Annotated in this window: 20 protein-coding genes and 1 tRNA gene; 9 read left to right on the top strand and 12 right to left on the bottom strand. The window is 60.4% G+C overall.

The window, feature by feature from the left end:
* Nucleotides 1–28: 28 nt before the first annotated feature.
* A complete protein-coding gene (pyk, locus tag GVL04_RS16755; RefSeq protein WP_159706639.1) occupies nucleotides 29–1,519 on the top strand; it encodes a pyruvate kinase in 1,491 nt (496 codons plus the stop codon).
* A gap of 136 nt (nucleotides 1,520–1,655) precedes the next feature.
* Here pyk and GVL04_RS16750 read toward each other — a convergent pair whose 3' ends face one another.
* The gene (locus GVL04_RS16750; protein ID WP_011774540.1) at nucleotides 1,656–2,261 is read right to left on the bottom strand and encodes an ANTAR domain-containing response regulator; all 606 of its coding nucleotides are present in this window, start codon (nucleotides 2,259–2,261) and stop codon (nucleotides 1,656–1,658) included.
* Between the two features lie 198 nt (nucleotides 2,262–2,459).
* Here GVL04_RS16750 and GVL04_RS16745 point away from each other — a divergent pair.
* A tRNA-Leu gene (locus GVL04_RS16745) sits at nucleotides 2,460–2,541 on the top strand.
* A gap of 773 nt (nucleotides 2,542–3,314) precedes the next feature.
* Nucleotides 3,315–4,112: a hypothetical protein gene (locus GVL04_RS16740; protein WP_159706637.1), complete on the top strand. Its 798-nt coding sequence runs from the start codon at nucleotides 3,315–3,317 to the stop codon at nucleotides 4,110–4,112.
* 388 nt (nucleotides 4,113–4,500) lie between these two features.
* Here GVL04_RS16740 and GVL04_RS16735 read toward each other — a convergent pair whose 3' ends face one another.
* From GVL04_RS16735 to GVL04_RS16725, 3 genes are all read right to left on the bottom strand, one after another.
* Nucleotides 4,501–5,115, bottom strand: a complete 615-nt coding sequence (locus GVL04_RS16735) for a DUF1097 domain-containing protein (protein ID WP_159706635.1) — start codon at nucleotides 5,113–5,115, stop codon at nucleotides 4,501–4,503.
* Nucleotides 5,116–5,223: 108 nt separating this feature from the next.
* The gene (locus GVL04_RS16730; protein ID WP_159706633.1) at nucleotides 5,224–5,718 is read right to left on the bottom strand and encodes a RidA family protein; all 495 of its coding nucleotides are present in this window, start codon (nucleotides 5,716–5,718) and stop codon (nucleotides 5,224–5,226) included.
* Between the two features lie 45 nt (nucleotides 5,719–5,763).
* Complete coding sequence (locus GVL04_RS16725; RefSeq protein ID WP_159706631.1) at nucleotides 5,764–7,104, bottom strand: MFS transporter; 1,341 nt, start codon at nucleotides 7,102–7,104, stop codon at nucleotides 5,764–5,766.
* Nucleotides 7,105–7,343: 239 nt separating this feature from the next.
* Between GVL04_RS16725 and GVL04_RS16720 the strand changes: the two genes are divergently transcribed.
* The 3 genes from GVL04_RS16720 to GVL04_RS16710 all read left to right on the top strand — a co-directional run bounded on the left by GVL04_RS16720 (nucleotide 7,344) and on the right by GVL04_RS16710 (nucleotide 10,475).
* Complete coding sequence (locus tag GVL04_RS16720; protein WP_159706629.1) at nucleotides 7,344–8,054, top strand: transcriptional regulator; 711 nt, start codon at nucleotides 7,344–7,346, stop codon at nucleotides 8,052–8,054.
* A gap of 67 nt (nucleotides 8,055–8,121) precedes the next feature.
* Nucleotides 8,122–9,336: a M20 family metallopeptidase gene (locus GVL04_RS16715; RefSeq protein ID WP_159706627.1), complete on the top strand. Its 1,215-nt coding sequence runs from the start codon at nucleotides 8,122–8,124 to the stop codon at nucleotides 9,334–9,336.
* Complete coding sequence (locus GVL04_RS16710) at nucleotides 9,333–10,475, top strand: aminotransferase class V-fold PLP-dependent enzyme (protein ID WP_159706625.1); 1,143 nt, start codon at nucleotides 9,333–9,335, stop codon at nucleotides 10,473–10,475. The genes GVL04_RS16715 and GVL04_RS16710 overlap by 4 nt, the downstream gene beginning before the upstream one ends.
* A 33-nt stretch (nucleotides 10,476–10,508) precedes the next feature.
* Here the strand turns inward: GVL04_RS16710 and GVL04_RS24545 are convergent, their stop codons facing one another.
* Nucleotides 10,509–10,871, bottom strand: coding sequence for a hypothetical protein (locus GVL04_RS24545; RefSeq protein ID WP_200846879.1), 363 nt, complete (start codon nucleotides 10,869–10,871; stop codon nucleotides 10,509–10,511).
* Nucleotides 10,872–11,121: 250 nt separating this feature from the next.
* On the bottom strand, nucleotides 11,122–11,751 hold the full coding sequence (locus GVL04_RS16700; protein WP_159706623.1) for a PAS and ANTAR domain-containing protein: 630 nt from the start codon (nucleotides 11,749–11,751) through the stop codon (nucleotides 11,122–11,124).
* Between the two features lie 1,098 nt (nucleotides 11,752–12,849).
* On the opposite strand from GVL04_RS16700, the gene GVL04_RS16695 reads away from it, so the two are divergent.
* On the top strand, nucleotides 12,850–13,053 hold the full coding sequence (locus GVL04_RS16695) for a hypothetical protein (protein ID WP_159706621.1): 204 nt from the start codon (nucleotides 12,850–12,852) through the stop codon (nucleotides 13,051–13,053).
* On the opposite strand, the gene GVL04_RS16690 is transcribed toward GVL04_RS16695, so the two are convergent.
* The 4 genes from GVL04_RS16690 to GVL04_RS16675 all read right to left on the bottom strand — a co-directional run bounded on the left by GVL04_RS16690 (nucleotide 13,018) and on the right by GVL04_RS16675 (nucleotide 17,075).
* A complete protein-coding gene (locus GVL04_RS16690) occupies nucleotides 13,018–13,395 on the bottom strand; it encodes a hypothetical protein (RefSeq protein WP_159706619.1) in 378 nt (125 codons plus the stop codon). The genes GVL04_RS16695 and GVL04_RS16690 overlap by 36 nt on opposite strands.
* Nucleotides 13,396–13,492: 97 nt before the next feature.
* The gene (locus tag GVL04_RS16685; RefSeq protein ID WP_159706798.1) at nucleotides 13,493–15,214 is read right to left on the bottom strand and encodes a thiamine pyrophosphate-dependent enzyme; all 1,722 of its coding nucleotides are present in this window, start codon (nucleotides 15,212–15,214) and stop codon (nucleotides 13,493–13,495) included.
* A 181-nt stretch (nucleotides 15,215–15,395) separates the two neighbouring features.
* Nucleotides 15,396–15,659 carry a hypothetical protein gene (locus tag GVL04_RS16680; protein ID WP_159706617.1) on the bottom strand — a complete coding sequence of 88 codons (264 nt, stop codon included), beginning with the start codon at nucleotides 15,657–15,659 and terminating at the stop codon, nucleotides 15,396–15,398.
* A 99-nt stretch (nucleotides 15,660–15,758) separates the two neighbouring features.
* On the bottom strand, nucleotides 15,759–17,075 hold the full coding sequence (locus tag GVL04_RS16675) for an NAD(P)/FAD-dependent oxidoreductase (RefSeq protein ID WP_159706615.1): 1,317 nt from the start codon (nucleotides 17,073–17,075) through the stop codon (nucleotides 15,759–15,761).
* 117 nt (nucleotides 17,076–17,192) lie between these two features.
* Between GVL04_RS16675 and GVL04_RS16670 the strand changes: the two genes are divergently transcribed.
* Nucleotides 17,193–18,125 (top strand): LysR family transcriptional regulator, encoded by a 933-nt coding sequence (locus GVL04_RS16670; protein ID WP_159706613.1) that lies wholly within the window; start codon nucleotides 17,193–17,195, stop codon nucleotides 18,123–18,125.
* Nucleotides 18,126–18,276: 151 nt separating this feature from the next.
* On the opposite strand, the gene GVL04_RS16665 is transcribed toward GVL04_RS16670, so the two are convergent.
* Both GVL04_RS16665 and GVL04_RS16660 read right to left on the bottom strand, forming a co-directional pair.
* Nucleotides 18,277–19,044 carry an SDR family NAD(P)-dependent oxidoreductase gene (locus GVL04_RS16665; protein ID WP_159706611.1) on the bottom strand — a complete coding sequence of 256 codons (768 nt, stop codon included), beginning with the start codon at nucleotides 19,042–19,044 and terminating at the stop codon, nucleotides 18,277–18,279.
* A gap of 81 nt (nucleotides 19,045–19,125) precedes the next feature.
* Nucleotides 19,126–20,529 carry an MFS transporter gene (locus tag GVL04_RS16660; protein WP_159706609.1) on the bottom strand — a complete coding sequence of 468 codons (1,404 nt, stop codon included), beginning with the start codon at nucleotides 20,527–20,529 and terminating at the stop codon, nucleotides 19,126–19,128.
* A 239-nt stretch (nucleotides 20,530–20,768) separates the two neighbouring features.
* On the opposite strand from GVL04_RS16660, the gene GVL04_RS16655 reads away from it, so the two are divergent.
* Nucleotides 20,769–21,737 carry a LysR family transcriptional regulator gene (locus GVL04_RS16655; protein WP_200846878.1) on the top strand — a complete coding sequence of 323 codons (969 nt, stop codon included), beginning with the start codon at nucleotides 20,769–20,771 and terminating at the stop codon, nucleotides 21,735–21,737.
* Nucleotides 21,738–21,770: the final 33 nt, after the last annotated feature.

Here is a 21,770-nt window from a genome sequence, read left to right as displayed (position 1 = left end):
ATCAGCATGAACTACTTAGGGTAGGTATATGAGACGCGCGAAAATTGTGGCAACTTTCGGCCCGGCTATCTCCAGCTTCGACAACACCCTCGCGGTGCTGGAGGCCGGCGTCGACGTTGCTCGCATGAACATGAGCCACGGCGACTACTCCGTGCATGACATCACCTACGAAAACGTCCGCAAGGCTGCGGCGCAGCTGGGCAAGCCTGTTGCGATCATGGCTGACCTCCAGGGACCCAAGATCCGTCTTGGCCGTTTTGTTGACGGACCCCACGAGCTGGCCGTTGGCGACACCTTCACCATCACCACCGAAGACGTCCCCGGCACCAAGGACATCTGCTCCACCACGCTCAAGAGCCTCACCGAAGACGTCAACGTGGGCGACGCCCTGTTGATCGACGACGGAAAGGTGGCGCTGCGCGCCATCGAGGTTGACGACGTCAAGGTTGTCACCACCGTGACGGTTGGCGGCAAAGTGTCCAACAACAAGGGCATCAACCTGCCCGGTGTTGCCGTCAACGTCCCCGCCCTGAGCGAAAAGGACGAGGACGACCTCCGTTGGGCCCTCAAGCGCGGGGCCGACCTCATCGCCCTCTCGTTCGTGCGTGATGCCTCAGACATCAAGCGCGTCCACGAGATCATGGACGAAGAAGGCCGCCGGGTGCCGGTGATCGCCAAGATCGAAAAGCCGCAGGCCGTGGAGCAGCTCCACGAAATCATCGACGCATTCGACGCGATCATGGTTGCCCGTGGCGACCTCGGCGTCGAGCTGCCGCTCGAAGAGGTGCCGATCGTCCAGAAGCGCGCCATTGAACTGGCACGCCGTTGGGCCAAGCCCGTCATCGTGGCCACGCAGGTCCTGGAATCCATGATCGACAACCCGCGTCCGACGCGCGCCGAGGCTTCCGACTGCGCCAACGCAGTTCTCGACGGCGCCGACGCAGTCATGCTGTCCGGCGAAACTTCCGTGGGCCAGTACCCCATCGAAACCGTCAAGGTCATGGCCCGGATCATCGAGTCCACCGAAGTGCACGGCCTTGAGCGCGTACCCCCGCTGGGTACCAAGCCCAAGACCCGTGGTGGCGCCATCACGCGTGCCGCCGTCGAGATCGCCGACCAGCTGGACGCAAAGTACATCTGTACTTTCACCCAGTCCGGTGACTCCGCACGACGCCTCTCGCGCCTGCGCCCGGTCAAGCCGGTCTTCGCCTTCACCCCGGTGGAGCACGTCTGGAACCAGCTCGCCCTCACCTGGGGCATCCAGCCGGTACTGGTGCCCACAGTGGGCCACACCGACGAGATGACCGCACAGGTTGACCGCAGCCTCCTGGACATGAAGCTCGTGGACGAAGGTGACCTTGTGGTCATCGCCGCCGGTTCCCCTCCCGGACAGGCCGGTTCCACGAACTCCCTGAAGGTTCACAAGGTAGGCGACCTCGCCGACACGTCCACAGTGGACGCATCGCGCAAGGAGCCTGTTGGCCCGTGGCCTGAAAAGAAGTCCAAGGCCAAGGCCTAGTTCTTCGGATTTGCTTGGTGAAGTGGGTCCCGCCGGTTGGTGGGGCCCACTTTTCTTTGTTTAGGGTGCGTACGACGGCGGCCGCCCACCTCATGTGAGGTGCGCGGCCGCCGTCGTGCGTTTACTGCTTGTGGCGCTAGTTGACCTGGTTGATGATGGTTTCTGCAACCTCACGCATGCTGAGGCGACGGTCCATGGAGGTCTTCTGGATCCAACGGAACGCTTCCGGCTCCGTCAGGCCCATCTTGGTGGTCAGGAGGCTCTTGGCGCGCTCTACAAGCTTGCGCGTGGCGAACTGCTCCTGGAGGTCGGACACCTCGTTCTCAAGCGCCTTGATTTCCTCGTGGCGGGAAAGGGCGATCTCGATGGCAGGAATGAGGTCCGCGGGGGAGAACGGCTTCACGACATACGCCATGGCACCGGCGTCGCGTGCGCGCTCCACCAATTCCTTCTGGCTGAAAGCAGTCAAAAGGACAACCGGTGCAATGCGGGCCTTGACGATCTTCTCAGCCGCCGAGATGCCGTCCATGACGGGCATCTTCACATCCATGAGGACGAGGTCAGGCTTAAGTTCCTCGGCCAGCTGCACAGCTTTCTCGCCGTTGTCTGCCTCGCCGACGACGTCGTACCCCTCGCCCTTCAGAATCTCGATAATGTCCAGGCGGATGAGGGTCTCATCCTCGGCTACGACAACGCGTCGGGCCGGCTGGGCTGTGGACGTGGACTCCGTCTGTTCGGTCACGGGATCTCCTTGAAAAGGTTCGGCGGGTTCATGTCCATCTTAGTGTGGACCGTTGCGGAGCATGATTTTGTTGCACTCGCGCGCCCGGTTCTTTGAATCAGCCTATCTGCATGTAGAGTAGTTTCGCGTGCTGGGAAAGGATCGCGTTGCTCACAGAAATGAGAGCAGTCAGCGAGATTTAACTTCCCGGTAATCCGCGCCCGAGTGGCGGAATTGGCAGACGCGCTGCACTCAAAATGCAGTATCGAAAGGTGTGTGGGTTCGAGTCCCACCTCGGGCACGGCATACCCCCTCGTCAGAGGGGGTTTTTGCTTTAACGTGTGTACATTCTGGTCGGTCAGGTCCCTCTGACACTGGCCGCGGGGTGTGCCTGGCGCCGCGGGTCGCCTGTGAAGTTATGGGAGCGGGTTCAGGGTCTTGGCTGGTGGGCCCTCCGCTGGCTTTGATCTGGGGCTATGTGTGTCTCTTGGTTCGTCCGGTAGGTCGTGGTTGGCTTACGCCTCTTCATGGGTAGGTGTGCTGGGCACGACATGACTCCGAGAACCTGCGAAGATGCGGTCTCGCTTCGGCATGTTCTTGGCGTGACAAGTCGGGGCTGGCCGGTTCTTTGTCAGGCCAAAGGGTGTGTGGACATTGTCCACACTTAAATCTTCTTTATAGTGACTGATCGCAGCCATTGGCTTTTCCCTCCTTGGGCCTTCATCTACTCATGCCTGTGAGTGGCAGTACCGACATGACGCGGATCCGGAAGCGCTCTACATGTGCAGGGTGAGTCCGAGGTGAGAGTTCGGCGGTCACGGTCGGCCGAGTGCTATCAACTGGGTCCTGGCCGTGTCATCGAAGCGCACTGCGAAATCAAACGGGAAGCGGTCCCGACACGGATGACCGCTCCCAGTTGTGCCGCAGGAACACTGCACCTCACGCGAAAGTCGGCTGAGCACGTCGACCCGGACCAGTCTGCCGATGAGCGCCCATATGTCGTCCCTGCGGTTGTAAGCGAATCGCCGCTACAGGTCCAGGAATTCTGTCAGTGCCATCGAGAATACTTAGAACATGGATCTTTTCCGCGATTCCCACCCCGATCTGTCGCCATTTCGCGTGGAGCGCGACGGAACCTGCTGGTGGTGCGGTGCCGTAGCTGACAGCAGAGAACACAAGTACAAGCGAACGGACCTGGCACGTTTGCAGGGCGACGGTCCGAACCTTGTATGGGGTGGTGATGAAGGGAGACTTCACAACATCCAGAGCATAAGGAAATCGCCGGCCGTGAGGTTTGAGATGGACCTTTGCCGACGGTGCAACGATACCCGCAGTCAGCCTTTCGATCGGGCCTACGACACCTACTCCGCCTACATATGGGAGAACGCAGACAGTCTGTGGGGCGCACCAGGTCTGGACATGCAGGCCATATTTGGTATCGATTGGGAACGAAAGCAACTCGACCTCGGCCGGTACTTTGCCAAACACTTTGCATCACGCATGGTTCTCGACGGCCTTCCCGTCCCGGCGGGCTTGCTCGACTTTCTGAACGGCGCCGTCGTCGCCAAGAACGTAAGGTTCTGCTTTACCGTGGATGAAGGGTTGTGGCTCCTGCGCAAATATGGTGCCTCGCAAGGGTCACCAATTCACGGGCTTTGGCTCCGCCCAACCTTGGCTTGGGTTAGCTCAGATGGCAGGGAGTTGCGCGCGTATGAGACGCAGTCGTACCTAGGGTACGTAGGAGTCTCCTTACTCTGGTCTGCAGAGCAGGAGCACATGGATTCATTCTTCCCCCACGTTCGCCCGGTTCTGAACGTCGTGAAAGCCACGGAAGAGATGATGAAAATCATCGCCGACTTGGAGAGAAAATAGAGTCCCTCAGACTTCACGGGACCAAGGTTAGCGTCGTATCAACGGATCCTTTGATGGAACCGCGAGGCTGGGGCTGGTTGACGATTCTAAGGCGCGGATTTCCGGTACATCACCTGTCCCAACAATGTGTCTCACTAGCGTATTCTCGACATCGCGCATATTTGCCCTTAAATAAGATCAGGAGAAATGATGGCACGCCTTGGATACGTGTCATTTTCAGAAGTCGTCTGCACGGAATGGCCGAAGTTGTCTGCACGACTTCCGGCTGCCGCCAGGCGGACAACTCGGGCGCATTGCCCGAGGCTGATTTTGGCCTTCACGTTCCGCGCGGCGGTGTATGTCGAGGAGGAGTCCAATGAGCACGCTTCAGTTAGGGCAAGGTGTGGTTTCACATGTCGTCCTTGGAGAAGAGGCCTTGGCGTTGCTGCTTGGATGGGCGAGGAATCAGGACGGCGGGGTTGCTGGCCATCGCCTCTCTCAGCCGGGCCAGGGTGCCGCGCGGCCCGGTGAGGGGTTTCGAGATGGCCGCGGCCAGAGTCGCCAGGCACAGTCCGAGAAGGTTCGCGGCCAGGGAGCTGACGGCCGTTGCAAACAAAGCGGCATGACTGTGTTCGCCGGTGGCGGTGGGCAGTGTCGATGTGTACGTTGCGAAGCCTACGAACATGCCCGGTATGAGTGACAGGGAGGGCAGCCGTCCCAAAGCGATCATGCAGGGATTTATCAGGAGGATCGCCAGGACTGCCGAAACCCACGACGGTGATGAAAGGCCTGCGAAGGCAGTGAGCCACTGCCGGAGCGCTGTGGCCAGAAGTGCGAAACCGGTCCCCAGCGCCGTGGTGCGCCCGAGCATGCCCAACGTGGCGGAACTTGGTCCTCCAACGAAGAAAACGGAGGCCCACCCGAGAAACACACCCCAAACTGGGAGCCCGGTGCTAAGTCCGACGAAGACAGCCAGCCCCGCCACCACGGAGGCGGTAACTTCAAGGGGAAGACGTATGGCCATGAAGTCCTTCAAAGGTTGCGTATTGCGTTGGTCCGCGCATGTCACAGTCCGATCTGCCGACAGTGGGCGGGGCCGGCGCTCTCGTCCGGCCCCGCCCATCGTTGGAAACTAGTCCTTGACTGAGACGAACAGCTCAACTTCGACGGGGGCGTCCAGCGGGAGTACCGCTACGCCCACCGCGGAGCGTGCGTGTGTGCCGCGGTCCCCGAAGATGGACCCGAGCAGTTCGGACGCGCCGTTGAGTACAAGGTGCTGCTGTGTGAACGACGGGTCTGAGGCGACGAATCCCGTGACTTTCACGATTCGTTCAATCCGGTCCAGGGAACCAACGAGGGCCTTGATTGCAGCCAGGCCGTTCAGGACGCACTGGCGGGCCAAGGCGGCTGCTTCTTCGGTGGTCACGTAGCCAGCCTGGGCACCGACTTTTCCGGACTTTTCGAGTTTTCCCTCGATGAGAGGGAGCTGTCCGGACGTGTAGGCGTAGTCACCAGTCTGGACTGCCGGCACATAGGTGGCCAAGGCCGGCGCAACTGCGGGGAGATCCAGTCCCAGCTCGCGGAGTCGGTCCTCGACGGTGAGCAGGGCTTCTTGTTGTTCAAGCATTGGCTTTTCCTAGTCTCAGTGGTGGTTCAGGTTGAAAGGGTGTGTCTATTCGAGGTCTTTGCCCCGGGTTTCAGGAATGGTCCGGACGGTCAGTACCGAACACACCAGGAGCACAACGATGTAGATCGGGAAGAAGTTGAAGGTGTTCAACGATGCTGCAAGCTGCTGCAGGTAAGGCGCGGTTCCGCCGAAGATCGCGACGGCCAGGGCGTAAGGAACTCCAATGCCGGTTGCCCGGACTTCGGTGGGGAAAAGTTCGGCCAGGGTAGCCGGGAAGATGGCTGCGGGGCCGCCCATGAAGATTGAGAAGACCACCAACGCCCCGATCATGTGGTTGATCGACAGGGACATCAGTGCGACGCCCGGGATGTAGAGAACGGCCATGGAAATGAAGCTGATGTAGAGGACGGGCTTGCGGCCGATCTTGTCAGAGAGCTTGCCCCACAACGGGAGCGAAACAATCAGGACGAGGTTGCCGATGACGCTGGCCCACAGGGTGGCCTGCCGATCGTAGCCCAGGGCGACGCTTCCGTAAGTAGGGGTGTTGATGATGAGTGCGTAGTAGGAGGTGGTGAATCCAACGGTGAGGCCGACGACCATCAGGAGGGCTTTGCGGTGCTTGATGGCGTTGGCAAAGATCTTGGTCTTTCCGGCCTTGGCGTTCTCCGCGTAGACTTCCGGTTCTTTCATCGTGCGGCGCATCCAGAGCGTGTACAGGCCCAGTACGGCTGCGACGGCGAACGGGATGCGCCAGGCAAAGTCGTGCATTTGCTCGGCTGTGAAGAAGAAGTTCATGAGCACGTTGACCAGCACGGTTGCCAGCACTCCGATGGTTCCGGAAACGTATATCAGGCTCGACCACAGGCCGCGGCGCTCGGCCGGTGCGAGTTCTGCAAGGAATGCCTGCGAGGCCGGAGTTTCGCCGCCTTGGGAAACGCCCTGGATGATTCGTGCGAGGAGCAGGACGATGGGAGCCGCGAGGCCAATGGATTCATAGGTCGGGGTCAGTGCGATCATGGCCAAGCCCACCGACATCAGGGCAACTGCGAGGGTGAGGCCGAACTTGCGGCCGAAACGGTCCGTCAGCCAGCCGAAGAGGAATCCGCCGAACGGCCTGGCGAGGAATCCGACGGCAAAGACCGCCAGGGTGGCCAGCAGGCTGGCCGCAGGATTGCTTGAGTCGAAGTATGCGGCGGAGACGTAGACCGCGAGGGTGGCGTACAGGGTTCCGTCGAACCACTCCAGGCCGTTGCCCAGCCCGATTCCGAGGAGGCTCCGGCGGGTGTCCTTGTCGATCTTCTGCTTGGGGCGTCCGAGGAGCGGCGTTGCTCCTGCAGTGAACGGTGGTGGTTGGCTGGCCACGAGTTGGGGGTCCTGGGGTGACATTGGTGCTCCTACACGGTGGGGCGCGGTGGCCCGCGCTGAAAAGCGATGATGAAAACGTAACCCCCGCCACATCGTGACGTCAACCATAAGTTGAAATATTTTCAAATAATTCAACAAACGATGGTCAGTTTGGGAACTTTGAACTACAGTTGAAGACATTCCGCACAACGTGGCGTGTTCTTCAACACAACGTTGAGTAGACTGTTGAGGAGGACAACGACGATGCAGTGGAGTGGAGAATGAGCATGGAACAGCCGGACGAAGTAGCCGTGAACACCGTTGTGGAGCCGCGGAGATCGTTGGACGGCGAACGGCTGATTGCCTTGTTCACCGACATGGTGGATCTGCTGGCTTCGGTGTTGCCGCCGGACAGCGAAGTCATTCTTCACGACTTCAGCAAAATGCCGAACTCGATCGTGGCGATCAAGGGTGACGTCACTGGGCGGAGGCCTGGCGGGCCAGCAACGAACTACCTCATATCGAAGGTCCGTTCGGGGGATTTTGAGCACGAATTTGGCTACACCGGCAACACGTCCGATGGGCGCGCGCTGAAGTCCTCCACCATGATCATTCGGGATGTGGCCGGGACGCCGGTGGGTGCGCTGTGCATCAACGTCGATCTTTCGGCCTGGGATGCGATGAAGAAGATTGTCGACAGGATGACGTCATCAGCCCTGACCGCAGCCGGCCAGGAACAGGGTCCCAGTGAAAGATTTGCCGCAAGTGTTGATGAGCTCGCCACGGGCCTGATTGACCAGGCGCTTGTCGAGTGTCCCGTCCCCCTTGAAGACATGAAGAAGCGGCACAAGCTGAACGTCGTAAAGGCCCTCGACGAACGCGGCTTCTTCCTGATCAAGGACGGCGTGGAAATGATCGCGGCCAAACTCGGCGTCACGCGGTTCACCATCTACAACTACCTCAACGAAGCAACTGCCCATGATGCAGAATAATCCGGTGCGGTGAGCTAGCTCGCCCGGCCGCAGAGGCCTGCCAATACTTTCCTACCAAGGAGCCGAAGTGAACTATGTCGAAAAGTCCGATGCAATCGCGGACGAAATTGTCTCGTTGCGCCGGAGGCTGCACCAGGTCCCCGAAATCGGCCTCGTGCTGCCTGAGACGCTGAAGATCGTCGAAGAGAAACTGCAGGCCTTGGGGATTCCCTTGGAGCGCCACAAGAACTCCGATTCAGTCACCGCCGTGATCCGCGGCACCGGCACTCCGGAGGCCGGGCAGAAACAGTCCGTGCTGCTGCGGGGCGACATGGACGGCCTCCCCGTCACGGAAGCCACCGGCCTGCCCTTTGCTGCCCAGACCGGATCAATGCATGCCTGCGGCCACGACCTTCACACCGCCATGCTGCTGGGTGCGGCCGAGCTGCTGGTCAACGATCTGGAATCGCTTCAAGGTGACGTCATTTTGATGTTTCAGGCCGGCGAAGAAGGCTTCGACGGGGCGAAGCTCATGATCGAGGAAGGTGTCTTGAACGCCGCTGGCGTTCCCCTGGTCGGTGCCTACGCCCTGCACGTCTTCTCCGGGGGATTCCCGGCTGGACAGTTTGCCGTCAAGAGCGGCCCCATCATGTCCGCCTCAGACAGGCTCACGGTGACGGTCAACGGCAAGGGCGGGCACGGATCCACACCGCATCACGGTGTCGATCCGATCGTCATCGCGGCAGAAATGATTGTTGCCCTGCAAACCATGGTCACCCGACGCTTCGACATCTTCGATCCTGTCGTGCTGACCGTGACTCAATTCGCAGGCGGCCAGGCATCCAGCGTTCTGCCCGAAAACGCTACATTCCAGGCAACGGTCCGCAGCTTCAGCGAAGCGAGCCAGCAGCAGCTCGAGGTGGGCTGCCAACGGCTTCTGACAGGCATCGCCGAAGCACACGGGGCCACCGTGGACCTGGAGTACGAACGGCTGTACCCGGTAACGGTCAATGACGAACGCGAAACCGAACGCGTCCTGGCCACCGCGAGGCACATGTTCGGCGAGGACTCCATTGAGGAACTGTCCAACTCGCTCACGGCCTCCGAAGATTTCTCCCGGATTCTAGCGGAAGTTCCCGGTGCCTTCATCGCACTCGGCGCCACGCCGCGTTCCCTGGACCCACGGGAAGCGCCGTTCAACCACTCCGCCGAAGCCGTCTTCGACGAATCGTGCCTGACGCGGGGTGCCGCTCTCCTCGCCGAACTGGCCCGGGATCGACTCAGCGAGGGACCGCAGCAATGACAGACCTTTCAGCATCAGCCATGAAAGCCCTGTACCCGGGCACCGGGAAGCAGATCTATCTTGATGCGGCCGCGGTCGGCATCATCTCCGAACGTGTTTCCGAAGCCATGCGCCGCGTCGTTGACGAGCACCAGGAACTCGGCATAGCAGCAACCGGGCGCTGGAGGGCGGACATAGGTAAGACGCGCGAAAGCGTGGCCCGCCTGGTCGGCAGTGCACCCGAGCGCATTTCGTTTACTCAAAATACCAGTACAGGCATCGCCCTGGTCCGCAACGGGATCCAGTGGCGTGAAGGGGACAATGTTGTTCTTCCCCGGGGAGAGTTCCCCTCAAATTCCTACCCATGGCTGGAACTGCGCCAACGTGGCGTGGAAGTCCGCCAGGTGGACACCAAGGATCTTTCGGATCCCGAAACGGAACTCCTGCGGCACGTTGACCAGAATACCCGGGTCCTGGCCATCAGTGCCGTGCAGTATTCCACCGGCTACAGGTACAAGCTGGAGAAGCTCGGTTCCGCTTGCCGGTCCCGTGAAACGCTCTTGGTCGTCGATGGCACCCAGGCCGTCGGCGCCCTCGAAATCCGCTGTGACGAACTGGGAGTCGACGCCCTCTGCGTCAGCGCACACAAATGGCTGCTCGGACCATTCGGCATCGGTTTCGTGAGTTTCTCTGACAAGGCCATGAAATCCCTGCAGCCATCGGTGACTGGCTGGCTCAGCGTGGAAGACCCCTTCGCGTTCACACCCGAGCCACAGCTGGCCAACGACGGACGCCGCTTCGAATCCGGCACCGAGAACATCGTGGGAATCGCTGCCCTGGAGGCAACCATTTCAATCATCCACGAATACGGGACCGAAACCATCGAACGCGACGTGATCCAGAAAACCGAACGCCTCGATGCCGTCTGCCAAGCCAACGGGCTCCGGTCGCTTCGCTCGACCGACCGATCCACCTGGTCCGGGATACTCCTGGTAACAAGCGACAGGAATGATCAGGAGATCTTCGAGTATCTAAGCGGGTCCGGAGTGAAGTGTTCCCTGCGCAAGGGTGCCATCCGGCTGTCACCGCACTACTACAACTCATCGGACGACATCGACGAGTTCGGACGAATCCTGGCGAAGTTCACCGCCGGCCAGTAGCTGGACGGTGGCCGAGGTCAGCGCGGGTATATTTCATGTTGCGTAGCCTGCGGCATACTTTGAAGCCGTGCAGGTAATCGCGTACTCGCCCGCCTCGTCCGGGGCCTCGAAGATGACTGTGGCACCGGCGGGCACGTCCACATCGAACCCTCCTTTGTCTTTTGCCGTGAGGGTGTGCGGGGCGCTGTCCGTGTTCGTGACCGCGATCATCGCTCCCGGCCGTACCGAAGCCGGAACCTCAAACCCGAAGTTCTTGATGCCTATGCTTGCCTCCCACGCCGTCGGAGCGGATGCAGGGGCAGGAGACGACGACGGCCCGTTGGGTGCAGTGCAACCGGTGATGGCGGCCATTCCGGCTGCCGCGGCAAGGATCGTGATCCGATGGGTGTTTCTCATGACATGGCCCCTTCATCCAGGGATGTCCTTTACGTCGCCGGACGGCGCACGTCATCGGGAGCTACCCTGCACCCACTCTTCGTAGCGAAGAGGCAGAAGGACTGCCCACCACCAAAGTACGAGCAACGGGAGAGGGCAATGAGCGCCCGTCGGATTCTGGCTTTACGACGGTTTCAGGTGGATGCGAGGTCATAGGTGGTTCATGATTGACGTAGAAAGTCAGTCTGTGGCGGAGGGCGTGTTCCCGGTCTTAAGCGGATCTAGCTTGCCACTGCCGCAGCTTTGACAGTGTCTCACCGGCAACGACGGAGTCAATAAGTTCGGCAGCTACGACTGCCAGCTTGCTGTTGGTCCGCTGACTGCGATCGGTGAGAACTTTAAATGCCTGGTCACTGTCGGTCTGGAGACAACACATGATGACGCCTTTGGCCTGTTCAATGAGAGCTTTTGTTGCATAGGCGCCGCGGACAGCTGCAGCGGATTCCTGACGTGTCTGGACGGCTACGGTCTGGGTCAAATCCACCATGAGTCCTTGGAAACCAACAATTGTTCTGGAGTCGTCAGAAAGGGTCTCCACTATCGTCAAAACGCGATGTTCGCGGCCGGCGCTGTCCAGGATTCGATGGAACACCGCTCCATGACCGCCCTCCTTGCGGAGGCCATCCAAGAGACCGACGATGGGGCCGCGGTCCTCAGGGTGTTTATGGGCCAGGACGAGACCCAGGGTTGGAACTACCTCTCCTCGTACATAACCGTGAATCGTGAACATCCCATCCGACCATTGCGCCTGGTGTCTTTTGAAATCGATGCGGAAACTGCCGACCGTACACCGTTCTTGGGCACCTAGGGGATAGGAATAGCTTTCAAGCCTTTCCGTCATCGGGCCCGCTCCTAATCTTTCGTCGCCGCCGATCTGGCCAAGATGGCACTTGCCGAAGTCTCTCCCGGTAAGGTTAGGCGCCATCACCCTTGAAGCCGGCCAGGAACAAAGAGCAGCCCTACGCGACAAGCAGGCCGACGACATGTGTGAACTGTACCCAATTACCGATTCGGGCGGGAAGACGTGCAGCCGCTCAGGATGTTCCGGCGACTCTCATCCCGGATGCTTGGTTGTGTCCGCGTGAGTTCGCTTCAGGCTTTACCCACCTTTTCCAGGACCATGAACAGGCTCTTAGGGACTGAGGCGATCTGCAGAGTCTGCGGGCACCCGATTATTGGCATCGATCCCAGCGTGCAGAGATGCATCGGGTCCTTGTTCTTCGGTGGTTGATCGAGCAAAAGACAGTGTGGACAATGTCCACACTGTCCGCCTCGGACTGCTTCGTTCAGCCTCCGGACTACCCGGGATTTCGCATGTTTCCGCCGCTTCCCCGTGTTCACAAGGCCTGGAATCCCGTTTGAGTCCCACCTCGGGCACGGCATACCCCCTCGTCAGAGGGGGTTTTTGCTTTAACGTGTGTACATTCTGGGTGGTCAGGTCCCTCTGACACTGGCCGCGGGGTGCGCCTGGCGCCGCGAGTCGCCTGTTTGGTTGTGGGGGAGCGGATTCAGGGCCTTGACTGGTTGGCCCTCCGCTTGCTCTGAACTGGGGTTATGCGATTCTTTCCTGGTTCGTTCGGGGGGTCGTGATTGGCCTACACCTCTTTAAGGGTAGGAGCACTGAGTGCAACATGACTTCGAGATCCTGCGTCAAAGTTCTTGGTTTTGGCTCGTTCTTTAAGTGAGGAAGCAGGCCAGACGGATGCTTTGTCCGGCCAAAGGAGGTGTGGACTTTGTCCACACCTAAATCTTCTTTTTGACTGGGCAAATATGTTTCGGTTTTCTTACTCACATAGCTTCATTGCAAGCACGCGCTATCGTCATCGTTGTGCGGTCGAAAAGGCCGAGGTTCGCCGCCTGGTGCAGGCGCCATGGAAGCCATCCTCCCAAGAGGTGAACTCCCCGCGTAGTGTTTGCCCTAGCCGACAAAGGGGTCACCATGAGCTACAAATATCGAACTGTCCGGGTCCGCGGTACCGAGCTCGTTGGAACAATTGCCAGGAAGCACGCGGCTGCGGCTGAGATCTACGAAACATCCAAGGACCTCAGTACGTCGGTTGTTCCGGTGTTCTTCGAGGCAACGGGTGAGATCCGCTTCTTCGACAGGTCAGCGCTGGAGGACGTGGTGGCGCCAGTCAGTTGACCGCGAAGGCAGCACAAAATGACGCCGGCCATGGAGGTCTGCCCGGTGCAGCGGTCCCGGTGCAGGCTGCTCATTGCCTGACCTGTACCTGACGGACACCGCATACGGTTCGCTGCGGAAGAACCAAGAGTCGAAGATGAAGCCCGGCATGGGGCGCGGCCGGTTTGGAAAGACCGCCTCAAAGCAGGGAGCGTAGGTGTGATGGACTACGGCTACTGCCTGGGCGGTTGCGTCGAGCGCAGCCTTGCCGTCTGCGGCGCCGCCGTTGGAGATGCTCAGCAGAACCTCGCCGGTGGCGGGGTCCTCGACGTCGAACGTCTCCGGAAGCCGCCCGGCCGTCATTGCCCCTTGATGAGTAGATCGGCAGGCACTCTCACGGGCACTGGTTCCTGGCGTTGCAGTAAGAGCCACTGTCTTCTTCCGCTAAAGGAGGGCGGTTCTAGTAGGCCTTGACGCGTTGGTCGACCACCAAGTGGATCACGGCGAAAACGTTGTCTTCGTCGATCGCGCGGAGAGCCGCCTTGAGTGAGGCGGGAACGTCCTGGTCCTGTTCGACCTTGATTCCGAAACCGCCAAAGGCCTGGGCCATCAGCGCAAAATCCGGGTTTTTCAGCTGGGTACCCGAAACCCGGTCCGGGTAATGGCGTTCTTGGTGAGTGCGGATGGTGCCGTACTCCTGGTTGTCCATCACGACCACCAGCGGTGTGGCACCGTACTGTGCGGCAGTGGCCAGTTCCTGGCCGTTCATCAGGAACTCTCCGTCGCCGGCGATGGTGACCACGCGACGCCCTGGGGTGGCCAGGGAAGCGGCGATTGCCGAGGGTACTGAGTAGCCCATGGAGCCGTTCCTGGCGCTGATCATTGAGGCGTAGCCACGTGTGGGGAAGTATCGGTGGGCCCAGTTGGTGTGTTCGCCGGCCCCGAAGGTGACTATAGCGTCGTCGGGGAGCGTGGGAACGAGGTTGGCCATGAGGGTGTCCATTTTGGCTGGTCCCTGTGATGGCGTAGCGGAAGGCAGCGTCGCGAACTCGACCTGCTCGCGGCGCATTTGGGATGTCCACTGCCTCCATTCGTCCTTGACGGCCAGGTCGATTTCCACGAGGTCGCGGACAAAGACATCCGGCTTTGCCACAATCTGCCATGACACGGGGCCGGAGCGCCCCCGCAACGAGGGATCAATGGTGACCAGGAAATTCTTTTTGTTCCAGTCCTGGCGGCAGACAAAACCATCCGTGATGACGTCCCCGGGAACGGTGCCCACAAAGATCAGCAGGTCTGTCTCTTCAAGGAGGTCGTACGTTGGCCGGGGCCTGCCATAGCCGATCGGCCCCACGTAGGAAGGCGAATCAAACGGAACAGTTCCTTGGGTGCGCCATTCAGCGGCGGCTGGCAGATGGTGCTTTTCCAACCACGCCGTGAGTTGTTTCGCTGCGGCCGGAGACCAGTCGTTGCCGCCGGTCACGAAGAGCGGTTTTTCTGCGTGCATCAGCGCCGTGGAGATTGCACCTGCGTCTACAGACGTCATGCCGCCCGTCGCCACGGGAATGACCGGGTGCAGCGTGGCGTCGATTTCTTGCCGGATGATGTCCTCGGGGAGGCCGACGACGACGGGTCCCGGCCTGCCGCTCATGGCGGCGAACATGGCCTCGGCCACGATTTCGGACGCGCGTTCTGCATGGTCCAGGACCATGACGCGCTTCGCGCCGGTATCAAACCATGCCTTGATGTCGAACTCCTGAAAGGCTTCACGGTCACGGTGGGCGAACGGAATGAGGCCCACAAACAACACCATCGGTGTGGAATCCTGCCACGCTGTATGCAGTCCGACGTGGGCGTTGGCGGCCCCCGGACCCCGCGTCACCATGGCAATACCGGGGATTTGGTTCAGTTTGCCGTCTGCCTCGGCCATGTAGGCGGCGCCGCCCTCATGGCGGCACGCAATGGTCTCGACCGGCGAAGCGTGCAGCCCGTCGAGAACGTCCAGGAAACTTTCCCCGGGGACCACGTAGGACCGCTCCACTCCATGGGCCACCAGTGTGTCCACAATGACGTGCCCTGCGGACTTGGTAATTGGGATAGTGATTGCCCGGAATTGCTGGGGCGAAATCTCTTCAAGGGGGCTCGGCACGAATGGCAAGGTGGCGGTATCTGCTGACTTCATCGTCATGGTTGCTTGCTAGTCTCCTAGGTTGTTTCTTTGTAAGTCTGGGGTGTTGCCTGTACGGCTTTGTGCAACAAAGTGGAGGAGGTGCCTCTACACCCAGACTTCATTGCCTTCGGCAGCTTCATGGGCGGTTCTGCCGCCGCCTCGCGCCAGGATTACGGGGCTCATTGCGGGCTTTCTAAGCAAAGTCTGTGAAGGCCGCGGGCTCGGGGTAGTCATATTTGGGCTGGTGGCTGGAGAGCTCTGCGGCCATGAGGATCCATATTACGGATTCACCGGAGTGAGGGGGCATGATGCTCCCTTCCGCGATGAGCCGGACGCCGGAGGAGTTGTCGGCGCGCCCCCACCAGCCGTTCGACGGGCAGTGTTCTCCGGTCCTTGCCGCGTCGGCCAAAGGCCTTCTTGTGGTGGAGATGAGAGGGTGGGAACTGCGCTTTTTCATGATGCTTTCCGATCCGGTTGATCGTCGGGACGTGTGTTTGGGTGGGGGTTCCACCGGCTGGCTAACCGGAAATCCGGGTGCCAGCCGGTGTTAATGCCTTTAGACGCCAGCGGTGACGGGCTGGCCTGACGCGACCGCTTGGGCGGCGGCGGAAACGGATTCGTAGGCAGCGAGCAGGCGCTCGGTGTCTTCCATCTGGTCCACCCAGACATCGCGGACGATGTCGATGCGGTCCTCGGAGTCCTGCAGGTTTGACAGGTAGGCCGTAATTCCTGCCCCCCGCCCGCCGGCACGTTCGTGCAGGGCAATGATCCTGGCGACAACTTTTGCCTGCAGGCCATAGATGGGAAGCTGCGGTCCACGGGGAGCGATCATGCCTACGTAGAAGAGCTTCTCCAGACCTTCGGGCAGGATGCCCGCAGCGTAGCGGATGGGGGCTCCGGCGCGGCGGGTGACCAGCTTGTCGTCCAGGAACGGCATGCTGGAGTGGAAGCCGGTGGCCCACAGAATGGTGTCGTACTCGCGGGCGCTGCCGTCCGTGAAGTGAACTGTATTGCCCTCGAACCGATCGATTCCGGGAACGACATTAACGCGGCCGTGGTTGATCCAGTAAAGCAGGAGGTCGTTGACCACGGTGCGGCCCTCGGCCAAGGTGCGATGCTTCGGTTCGGGCATGCCGGGGTAGTTGTGCCATTCGCCGATGGATACCCGAGCCATCAGCCTGGCGATGAGGTCTTGTTCGGATGGGCTGAACTGGGCGAGGAATTCAAGCTGCTGGCGGGGTTTGCCAAAGTAGGTTTTGGGCTGGAAGTACACTCCGTCGCGGATGACGATGTCTGCCTCGAGCCGGTGCTGGGCGACGTCGACGGCGAGGTCGCAGCCGGAGTTGCCTGAACCGACCACCAAAACGCGGCTGCCTTCGATGTCCTTGACGTTGTTGTATTCGCTGGAGTGCAGTTGTTTGCCAGCGAATTCGCCCCGGACCTGCGGAACCTTCTTGTCCCAAAGGTGGCCGTTGGCAACGATGACGCCGTCGTAGATGTCAGTGCCCTTGGAAGTTGTGACCTTCCAGCCTGCGGTGCCCGGGGCGCCTTCGGCTGGCAGAGGTGTGACGGAGATGACCTCGGTGTTGAACTGGATGATGTCGTAGTGCCCGTTCTTACGGGCGTATGACTCGATATAGTCGCGAACCTGGTCGCGGCGGGGGAAGTGCGGGTAGTGCTTCGGCATGGGGAAGTCTTCGAACTGCGTCATATCGCGGGCGGTAATGAGGTGCAGGGCTTCGTAGTCGGTGTGCCAGTGGCCGCCGACGCGGTCGCTCTTTTCAAAGCAGACGACGTCGTACCCGGCCTGGCGGAGCTGTTGAATGGCGGAAAGACCGGCGGCGCCGGCTCCGATGATGCAATAGCGGGTCATGGTTTTTCCATTCTTGGACGAGGGATGCCGCAAGGCCGTGTGTGATGAAAACAACGCTACGGGCCGCACGACCTGAGGTGTAGACTCAATTAACTTCTCTTCCTCAAGGATTTCCCTATGGCAAAACCGACGCTCCAACAGCTCCGATATTTCCTCTCAGCTGCCCGGCACAAAACCCTTTCAGCAGCCGCCGAGGCCGAGCACATCGCCCAACCGAGCCTTTCCGAACAGATCCGCCGGCTGGAAGGCTCCCTGGGCGTGAGTCTGTTTACGCGGACCAACAGAGAACTGCAGCTGACGGAGGCGGCCCGGCTGCTGCTTCCCTTGGCGGAGCGTGCACTCGCCGAGGTGGATAACCTGGCCGAAGCCGTGCGTGAGGTGCGTACACTGCAGGGCGGCACGGTCTCATTCGGGACCTTTAACAGCGCGCACCTCTATCTCCTGACGGGCCTTATCCGCGATTTCCACTGGCAATACCCCAAGGTCAAGATCCGCGTTGTCGGCCTCAACTCCTCCGAAGTGGCCGACGCTGTCCGTTCAGGAGAACTGGAAGCCGGCCTCGTTCAGCTTCCCGTCGACGACCGAGGGCTCTCCATAGGACACCCAGTGCTGAAGGACGAGGTAGTGTACGTCAGCGCTGAGCCCAAGCGCCTGCAACGCCCCATCACCATCGAAGAACTGGCAGTGGCGCCGCTGATCCTTTCGGAAGCACGATGGTCCGACTCGGATCCCCTACGAAAAGTCATGACAGAGCGCGCCCAGCACGCAGGGGTCACCCTGGACCCGGTGGCTGAAGTCGAGTTCCAGACCCACGCGCTGGAACTGGCCGCCCAGGGGGTGGGGGATTCGCTCGTCTCCTACCACGTAGCGAAATCCATGCTGGAAACCCACGGCATGGGCTATGTCCCACTGGAGCCCCCCGTGGATGAATACTTTGCTTTCATCACGCGGCAGAACGGAGCCCTGTCACCGGCTACAAAAGAGTTCATGAAGCATGCCAACCGGCACATCTCCTTGCTGCGGGCCACATCCGGCCGCGAGCACCAATAAGACCACCGGCCCACAGGAGGTCACATGGCGGCCCGTATTGAGCTTGTCGAGGCAAAGCACATAGCCCTGCGGGCTCTTCGCAGCGACCTGCAAAACCATGGCTGCCGTCCCTCTCAGGACAGCAGCCATGGTGTTGTAGCGAAAGTCCTGATCAGCGGGCGCTGAAGCCTCCATCAACCACGAGTTCGGTACCGGTGACGAAACTGGAGTCGTCGCTGACAAGATAAGCCACCGAAGCTGCCAGTTCGGAAGCCTCAGCGCGCCGACGAAGCGGCGTCTCCGGCACCACGCCGCCGTCCGCTTCCTGGGCGTTGATCGGCGTGCTCACACCGCCGGGCACGAGTGCGTTAACCCGGATGCCGAAAGGTGCCAACTCCAGGGCTGCCGTACGGGTGAGCCCAAGAAGGCCGGCCTTACTCGCGGCGTACGACCCATAACCGACCGCTCCAGATGGACCGAAAATCGACGAGGTGTTAACGACGGCGCCGCGACGTCCGGCCTTGAGGAGCGGGATCATTGTCTTCAGGCCCAGGAAAGCGCCGGTGAGGTTTACGGCCAGGATCTTGTTCCAGGTTTCCAAGGACTCCTCAGCAATTTCCGTGACCTTCACAATGCCGGCGTTGTTGACCAGGATGTCCAGCCGACCAAAACGTGAGTCGACCTGTTCGTAGACCTGCTGCCAGTCCTCGGGGCTCGAAACGTCGAGATGAACATAAGTAGCGTCGAATCCCTTGGAACGCAGTTCTTCAGCGGTGCGCTCGCCGTCTTCGTCGAGGACATCGGCCAGGACGACAATCGCCCCTTCGCTGGCCAAACGGAAGGCGTGCGCGGCTCCCTGGCCACGCGAACCGCCTGTGATGAGGGCGACGCGGTCGGCCAGGCGCAGGCGGATCGGTTCGGCGATGGGGTTGGGTGACATTTATTGTCCCTTCTGGCGTTAATGGCGCCGGTAACGTGTTGTGTGGACCTGCGGCTCAGGGTGCAGTGATCTGGACGATTCCTAGAGGGAGGCCTTGCTGCCTGCTGCAGTCGGCGCTGGAAAAGCGGTTTCCGAGGCAACCTCCGCAGGGGAATCCGCAGCGGCCGAGAGGTTTCGGTTACGGGTCTCCTCAGCCCAGAAGATACTGATGACAAAGCCCAGGGCTGTTAGTCCGGCACCGATGAGCATGGTGGGGCCAACCCCCACCCCACTGAGCGAGACGGGCACCAAGTAAGTGCCAACGGCCGCACCAATGCGGCTGACTGCCGTGGCGAGCCCGACGGCGCTGGCACGCAACTGAGTGGGAAAGAGTTCGTTGGGGTAGATGAACACCAGGATGTTCCCGGCGCCGTTGATCAATGCGAACAAGAAGAAGAAGGTCATGACAAACCAGGTGGGGCCTTCCGGCCATAGACCCAGAGGCACCAGGGCGAGGGCGCCAAAGAGGAAGCTTCCGAGGATCAACGGACGGCGGCCACGGCTCTCGACCCACTTCATGCCAGGAAATGCCCCGAGAAGGAATCCCAGGTTAAGGATGATCTGTCCAAGCGTTGCGCCCGCGTGGTCATCTCCAAAGCCAAGGCCGGAGAGAATGATCGGTCCGTAGGTGAACAGCGCGAACTGGGGGATGGCAAAGCACATCCAGGTCAAACCGCAAAACAGGACACGGCGCATGTGTATGCCACGAAGAAGGTCGGTGAACCGGGACTGGCGCTTCGGCTTTTCCTGGGCGCTCATTTCCATGATTTCTTCAGTGGTTACTTCGCGGTCAAGGACCGATGAAATATCTCGGCGGGCCTGTTCGATGCGGCCCTTGGTGATCAGCCATCGGGGAGACTCGTGGGAACCCATTCGGAGCAACAGGACTACTACGCCAAACACGGCACCACTGGCCAGCATCCAACGCCATGAACCATCGCCGAACGTGCTCGTGAAGGCGAACCCGACAAGGTAGGCAACGATTGCTCCGGCAAGCCAGAAGACAGACAGCAGGCCGATGGTCGCGCCGCGGTACTTCCTGGGCATCCATTCAGTGAGCAATGCGGTGGCGATTGGATAGTCTGCTCCGACGGCGAGGCCAACCACAAACCGAAGGGCAATCAATTGCCAGCCGGCCTCGATCCACAGGCAGACAATCGATGCGGCGATCATGACCAGCAAGTCAGCTGTGTACATGACCCGTCGGCCGATCCTGTCTGTGATTGGGCCAAAGACCAAGCTGCCGACGAAGAGTCCGACGAGTGAAACCGCGCCGGCAATGCCGATGGTTGCGGCGTCCAAGGCCAGATCCATACTGGCGCCTGTCAGTGCAACACCGATGATGCTGAGAAGGAAGCCGTCAAGGAACGGTCCGCCCGAACAGGCTGCAATCAGCCTCTTGTGATACTTCGTGAGCGGTGCATCGTCTATGAGATGAGTCGTCATGGGTGGTCCTAATTCAAAAGTATTCGGGTGGAACGATGGTCTTGCCCGGGATCACCTCACCAGCTGGACTATCGGGGCCGAGGTGGTTGAGTGAGAGCCCAAGCAGTATAGAAAATTCCTTTGCGTGGTGACATTGAGCCAAGTGTGGGGCGTCACGTTTTCATGCGTTTTATCCAGTCTGATGTGCCATCTGGTGCGCGTCTACGGGATACTTGGAGTGGGAGCCAAAGGTTCCTCCTATGGAAGGAAGGCAGTTCATGGCCGAAGGCGCGACACTCCGGCAGTTGCGGTACTTCCTCCGGGCAGTCGAAGCGGGATCGTTCTCGGCGGCGGCCACGGCTGAGTTCGTAGCCCAACCGAGCCTCTCCGACCAGATCCGGCGCCTGGAGCGCACCCTCGGGGCACAGTTGTTCAGCCGGGGCAGCCGAAACCTGCAGGTGACGGACTTCGGCCGGCTCCTCATTCCCCTTGCGGAACAAACTGTCCGAAGTGCCGACACGCTCGCGAACACTGCCCGGGAAGCCAAGGAGCTGTCCAGTGGCGAGGTACTGTTTGGCATCTTCAGTAGCGCCCACCTTTACTTGCTCGTCCCGCTCATCGCTGAGTTTCGGGCCCTGCACCCACAAGTTCGTGTCCGCACTGTGGGCCTCAACTCATCCGAAGTTGCAGACAGCGTGCGTCGCGGCGACCTCGAAGCAGGTCTTGTTCAATTGCCCATCGACGACAGTGGGCTCACTGTTGGCCCTGAAGTGCTCGTCGATGAAGTCGTCTACGCCTCTGCTGACCCTTCACATACAGCCAAGCCGGTAAACATCACGGACTTGGCCTCATCGAGGCTCATCCTTTCCGAGGCGCATTGGCAGACCGAAGACCCGCTCCGTCGGGGTTTGCTTGAACGTGCCAGGGCGTTTGGCGTTGAAATCAAGCCTGAGGTTGAGGTGGAATTCCAGACAGCAGCACTTGAGCTTGCCGTGAAGGGCGTTGGCGACACACTCGTCTCATACTTCGTGGCGAGGCCGTATGAAACTTCGAACCGAATCTTCCTGGCCCCGCTCGACCCGCCCTATAAGGAGCGATTCGCCTTCATCACCCGTGCCAGTGGCGGGCTTTCGCCCTCCACTCGACGATTCATGAAACTCGCCCATCGCCACATCACCAACCTTCAGCGGCAAGACCCCAACTGGACTCGGATTAGTCCCGCCGACTGACCAATTGCCACGTTGATGATCAAGTGCGAAAGG

Source organism: Arthrobacter sp. 18067 (assembly GCF_902706295.1).
Classification (GTDB): Bacteria; Actinomycetota; Actinomycetes; order Actinomycetales; family Micrococcaceae; genus Arthrobacter.
This window is presented reverse-complemented; position numbering and strand designations above follow the sequence as displayed.

Bases quoted from the DNA above. Each gene is read 5' to 3' on its own strand.
- pyk (WP_159706639.1), top strand. From the start codon at position 29: ATGAGACGCGCGAAAATTGTGGCAACTTTCGGCCCGGCTATCTCCAGC.
- GVL04_RS16740 (WP_159706637.1), top strand. From the start codon at position 3,315: ATGGATCTTTTCCGCGATTCCCACCCCGATCTGTCGCCATTTCGCGTG.
- GVL04_RS16735 (WP_159706635.1), bottom strand. From the start codon at position 5,115: ATGGCCATACGTCTTCCCCTTGAAGTTACCGCCTCCGTGGTGGCGGGG.
- GVL04_RS16730 (WP_159706633.1), bottom strand. From the start codon at position 5,718: ATGCTTGAACAACAAGAAGCCCTGCTCACCGTCGAGGACCGACTCCGC.
- GVL04_RS16725 (WP_159706631.1), bottom strand. From the start codon at position 7,104: ATGTCACCCCAGGACCCCCAACTCGTGGCCAGCCAACCACCACCGTTC.
- GVL04_RS16720 (WP_159706629.1), top strand. From the start codon at position 7,344: ATGAGCATGGAACAGCCGGACGAAGTAGCCGTGAACACCGTTGTGGAG.
- GVL04_RS16710 (WP_159706625.1), top strand. From the start codon at position 9,333: ATGACAGACCTTTCAGCATCAGCCATGAAAGCCCTGTACCCGGGCACC.
- GVL04_RS24545 (WP_200846879.1), bottom strand. From the start codon at position 10,871: ATGAGAAACACCCATCGGATCACGATCCTTGCCGCGGCAGCCGGAATG.
- GVL04_RS16700 (WP_159706623.1), bottom strand. From the start codon at position 11,751: ATGACGGAAAGGCTTGAAAGCTATTCCTATCCCCTAGGTGCCCAAGAA.
- GVL04_RS16695 (WP_159706621.1), top strand. From the start codon at position 12,850: ATGAGCTACAAATATCGAACTGTCCGGGTCCGCGGTACCGAGCTCGTT.
- GVL04_RS16690 (WP_159706619.1), bottom strand. From the start codon at position 13,395: ATGACGGCCGGGCGGCTTCCGGAGACGTTCGACGTCGAGGACCCCGCC.
- GVL04_RS16685 (WP_159706798.1), bottom strand. From the start codon at position 15,214: ATGAAGTCAGCAGATACCGCCACCTTGCCATTCGTGCCGAGCCCCCTT.
- GVL04_RS16680 (WP_159706617.1), bottom strand. From the start codon at position 15,659: ATGAAAAAGCGCAGTTCCCACCCTCTCATCTCCACCACAAGAAGGCCT.
- GVL04_RS16675 (WP_159706615.1), bottom strand. From the start codon at position 17,075: ATGACCCGCTATTGCATCATCGGAGCCGGCGCCGCCGGTCTTTCCGCC.
- GVL04_RS16670 (WP_159706613.1), top strand. From the start codon at position 17,193: ATGGCAAAACCGACGCTCCAACAGCTCCGATATTTCCTCTCAGCTGCC.
- GVL04_RS16665 (WP_159706611.1), bottom strand. From the start codon at position 19,044: ATGTCACCCAACCCCATCGCCGAACCGATCCGCCTGCGCCTGGCCGAC.
- GVL04_RS16660 (WP_159706609.1), bottom strand. From the start codon at position 20,529: ATGACGACTCATCTCATAGACGATGCACCGCTCACGAAGTATCACAAG.
- GVL04_RS16655 (WP_200846878.1), top strand. From the start codon at position 20,769: ATGGAAGGAAGGCAGTTCATGGCCGAAGGCGCGACACTCCGGCAGTTG.